Here is a 3,677-nt window from a genome sequence, read left to right on the forward strand (position 1 = left end):
CGAGGGAGCTTGCTCCCGCGGGGCTGCGCAGCAGCCCCAAACCATCAGACGCGATGTGTCAGGAGGATTTTACGACTGCTGCGCAGCCGAGCGGGAGCAAGCTCCCTCGCCACGGGTGGAATGTTTTTAGCTGAACATCCGTGCAATCCAGGCTCAATAATCCCGTCGCTTACGAAACGCCCAGCGGCCGGCGATCACGGTGAAGGTCGCGACCAGCGCCACGAGGATCCAGAAACCTTCGGGATCAGTAGCGAGTGGCACACCGCCGACGTTCATGCCGAAGAAACCGGCAATGATGTTGATGGGCAGGGCCAGCACCGTGACCACGGTCAGGGTGAACAGGGTGCGGTTGCTCTGTTCGTTGAGGTTGGCGGCGATCTCTTCCTGCAACAGCTTGATCCGTTCGCCCAGTGCGGTCAGGTCGTTGATGATCAGGGCGAATTCCTCGGTGGACTTGCGCAGCTCCTTGACGTCTTCTTTCTGCAACCATTGCGGCGGACGGTTGAGCAGGCGCAGCAACGAACCCGGCTCCAGCGCCAGCAGGCGTTGCAGGCGCACCAGTACCCGGCGCTGGCTGCCCAGTTCGGCGCGGTTGGTGGACAGGCGCGAGGACAGCAACTGATCTTCGATCTGATCGACGCTGAGGCTGGTCTTGCGCACGATCTGGGTCAGCACTTCACCCTGGTCGCGCAGCAGGTGCACGAGCAATTCCAGTGGCGAGCGAAAGCATTCACCGGCCTTCACCGATGAGCGCAATTTGTCGACCGAATGCAGGGGTTGCAGGCGTGCGCTGACGATCAATCGGCTGTGAACGCACACCCATAACGTGGACACATCCGAGGACACCAGGTTGCTGAGGTTGAACACCACATCGTTCACCACCGCCAGCAAGGCCGAATCCACGTGTTCGATGCGGGTCGAGCGCGAGCCTTCATGCAAGGCTTCGAAAAACTCCTCGGGCAGGGCCAGATGACTTTTCATCCAGCGCTCGCACGCCGCATGGGCCAGGTTCAGGTGCAGCCATAGGAACTCATCGTCGTCTTGCGGCTGCTGCAGGCTGCGCAACGCTTGGGCCGAATCGATCTCCCGTCCACGCTCGCCGGGGCGGAAACGAAACCCGTAAAGCAGGCCGAACAGGTCCGGATCACGGTGGCTTTGATCAATGCTGTGGTTCATGAAGTCTCGCTGGCGGGAAGTGCCTGTGCTAACTACAGGTTCACTTGGACGAGATCATGGCAAGGTTTCTTGAAGGTTTTGTGACAGGGTGTGCAGCGGCAGACGGCTTTCTTCTATGCAAAAAAAACCGCGCAACTCGGAAGTCGCGCGGCTCTTTTGGCGGACGGATCAAGTGTCTTGCTTGTTGCTCAGGACTTTGCCGGTAGTGGCGTCGAAGTCGACATCGAACTCTTTGCCATCGGCGGTCTTCAGTTCAACTTCGTACTCATAACCGTTGAAGTGATTGTCCAGGTCAGTGTCGGTGATGGTGGCGCCCGGATGCAACTTCAGGGCTTCTTCGTTCATCGATTCCAGGGACTTGATCTTGCCGTCCTTGACCAACTGTGGAACCTGGTCGATTCGTACGTCCGCCTGGGCCAGGCCAGCGGTGAGGGTCAGGGCAGCAGCGGTAAACAGGGCAGTCAACGTTTTCATAAGTGCTTTCCTTGGTGTCATTAAAGGGGGTGATTCGTTTAAGTGGGTTCAAGCTAACGCTGGCAACTTAATTCACCCTTAATTTGTAACAACTTGGAATGCACTCGCATGCCCATAGTTCCCCACAGGCATGTCCGGTTTCAATAACCGTTATTCTCCAGCAACTGCACGGCCGTGCCCGTCTCGGGCCGCTTGAAGTACTTGAGCAGTTCACTGGCGCGGTTGGTGAAGATCCCATCGACACCAGCATCCATCACTTTCTTGAAGTCCACCGCTTCATCCACGGTGTAGACATGCACCAGCAGACCCTGGTCATGGGTGTACTGGTTCATCCATGGCTGCACCAGGTCCGCGTAACTCTGGCTGCCGCCGTGGGTCAATGCCGCGGACGGCCCTGTGCCGATGGCACCCTGGGCCTTGGCGTACTGGACCCATTTCTCGAATTCAGCCTTGTCCTTGGGTTCCTGTTTGGCGTAATAGGCCGCCTTGTCGGTTTCGCCGGATTCGGCAAACGGCACCTTGGACTTGGGCTCGATGCTGCCTTCGCCGACCCACAACAGCAGGATCTTCGGCACTTTCGGCATTTCTTTTTGCAGCAGTTCGAGGCTGCTCTTCTCGAACGTCTGCAAGACCACTTTGCCCTTGCCTTGACCTACGCCGGTAGCGCTTTTGGCGAGTTTGGAACCGGAGGGACTCAACCAGCCGCGGTCCTGCAGTTTGTCTTTAAGGTCGCGTTCGATGCCGGGGAACAGCTTCGGTTCCTTGGTTTCGATGTACAGGCCGGGTTTGTGCTGCGGGTTGCCTTCGGCAATGTTGATCACTTCATCGAGGGTGAGGATTTTCAGGCCAGCGAAAGCAGGGCGGGCGCGGTCCGGGTAGGCGGTGTTGAACCAACTGCCGGCGTCGAGGGTTTTGAGTTCGGCCATGGTGAACTCATTGGCGGTGCTGTCCTTGCGCTCGGGAAATTTGCTCGCGACGTCTGTGGTGCGCAGCAGGCTGTCGTCATGCAGGACGAACAACACGCCGTCCTTGCTGCGTTGCAGGTCCAGTTCCAGGTAGTCGGCGCCCAGGTCGCGGGCCAGCTTGTAGGCGGCGGCGGTGGATTCCGGGGCGTCGAACGAGGCGCCTCGGTGGGCGATGACCGCCGGATGAGGAATGCCCTGAAGGGCCGCCAGGGCCTTGGGGCTGGATACTTCAGCGGCGTGTGCCTGGCCGAGGCCGAGCAACAGGCTCAACATCAACGCGCTGCGGGTGAAGGTGACAGGCATGCTCGAGGTCCTTTCGTAGGTTTCTGCAAAACCTATCTTTTAACAACTGAGCGCCGTCGGCGCTATCGCCATACCGACATAAACGTGTGCAAAGCAGATTTTTCCCACGCATTTCCAGGACGCTTTGCAGTACCCTTGGCCGCACCAGTTTCCCCGGCAGCGGGAAACCTTAACTCCTTTGTTCGCTTGCCCTGCGTGTAAACCATTGATCAGACGTTCTGAGGTTTACCATGCGCACCACTTCGACACTCATCTGCCAGGCCGCCGACCAGCTCAAGGGTTTTGTCGGCCTGAACCGCAAGACTGGCCAATACATTGTGCGCTTCAGCGAAGACGCCTTCGGCATGGATGTGGCCGACGACGGCATCATTCCCACTTGCGAATTCGTCTGGGCCCCCGTGGCAGACGGCACCATGGCCCTCAAGCGCGAGAGAATCCAGTTGCTGCTGGACCAGAACGTAGATGACCGGATCAACCTCACCGAACCGCTGCGGGTGTACATGGCGCGCCATGACCTGCCGGAGATCGTCGCGGTGCGGCAACGGGTGGAAAGCTGAGCCACGATCTCGAGTTGAAACAAGAACCCCTGTGGGAGCGAGCTTGCTCGCGATAGCGGCTGCACATTCAACATCAATGCAAACTGACCCACCGCTTTCGCGAGCAGGCTCACTCCCACAATGGATTTGTGGTGTGAACACAACCTTGCAACCCCCCGAGAACCCCTGTGGGAGCGGGCTTGCTCGCGAACACCCCTGCACA

The 3,677-nt window shown here is 58.8% G+C and carries 4 protein-coding genes; 1 reads left to right on the forward strand and 3 read right to left on the reverse strand.

Annotated elements, in window-relative coordinates:
• Positions 1–153: 153 nt before the first annotated feature.
• The 3 genes from RGM2987_RS00360 to RGM2987_RS00370 all read right to left on the reverse strand — a co-directional run bounded on the left by RGM2987_RS00360 (position 154) and on the right by RGM2987_RS00370 (position 2,918).
• Positions 154–1,176 carry a transporter gene (locus RGM2987_RS00360; protein ID WP_245138133.1) on the reverse strand — a complete coding sequence of 341 codons (1,023 nt, stop codon included), beginning with the start codon at positions 1,174–1,176 and terminating at the stop codon, positions 154–156.
• Between the two features lie 168 nt (positions 1,177–1,344).
• Positions 1,345–1,650: a PepSY domain-containing protein gene (locus tag RGM2987_RS00365; RefSeq protein WP_245138134.1), complete on the reverse strand. Its 306-nt coding sequence runs from the start codon at positions 1,648–1,650 to the stop codon at positions 1,345–1,347.
• A gap of 140 nt (positions 1,651–1,790) precedes the next feature.
• Positions 1,791–2,918, reverse strand: a complete 1,128-nt coding sequence (locus RGM2987_RS00370; RefSeq protein WP_245138135.1) for a glycerophosphodiester phosphodiesterase — start codon at positions 2,916–2,918, stop codon at positions 1,791–1,793.
• A 230-nt stretch (positions 2,919–3,148) separates the two neighbouring features.
• Between RGM2987_RS00370 and RGM2987_RS00375 the strand changes: the two genes are divergently transcribed.
• The gene (locus RGM2987_RS00375; RefSeq protein ID WP_245138136.1) at positions 3,149–3,475 is read left to right on the forward strand and encodes a DUF2025 family protein; all 327 of its coding nucleotides are present in this window, start codon (positions 3,149–3,151) and stop codon (positions 3,473–3,475) included.
• Positions 3,476–3,677: the final 202 nt, after the last annotated feature.

This window comes from Pseudomonas sp. RGM2987, assembly GCF_022952855.1.
Lineage (GTDB): Bacteria > Pseudomonadota > Gammaproteobacteria > Pseudomonadales > Pseudomonadaceae > Aquipseudomonas.

What these genes read in the sequence shown, in the direction of transcription:
- RGM2987_RS00360 (WP_245138133.1), bottom strand. Translation starts at nt 1,176, where the DNA reads ATGAACCACAGCATTGATCAAAGCCACCGTGATCCGGACCTGTTCGGC.
- RGM2987_RS00365 (WP_245138134.1), bottom strand. Translation starts at nt 1,650, where the DNA reads ATGAAAACGTTGACTGCCCTGTTTACCGCTGCTGCCCTGACCCTCACC.
- RGM2987_RS00370 (WP_245138135.1), bottom strand. Translation starts at nt 2,918, where the DNA reads ATGCCTGTCACCTTCACCCGCAGCGCGTTGATGTTGAGCCTGTTGCTC.
- RGM2987_RS00375 (WP_245138136.1), top strand. Translation starts at nt 3,149, where the DNA reads ATGCGCACCACTTCGACACTCATCTGCCAGGCCGCCGACCAGCTCAAG.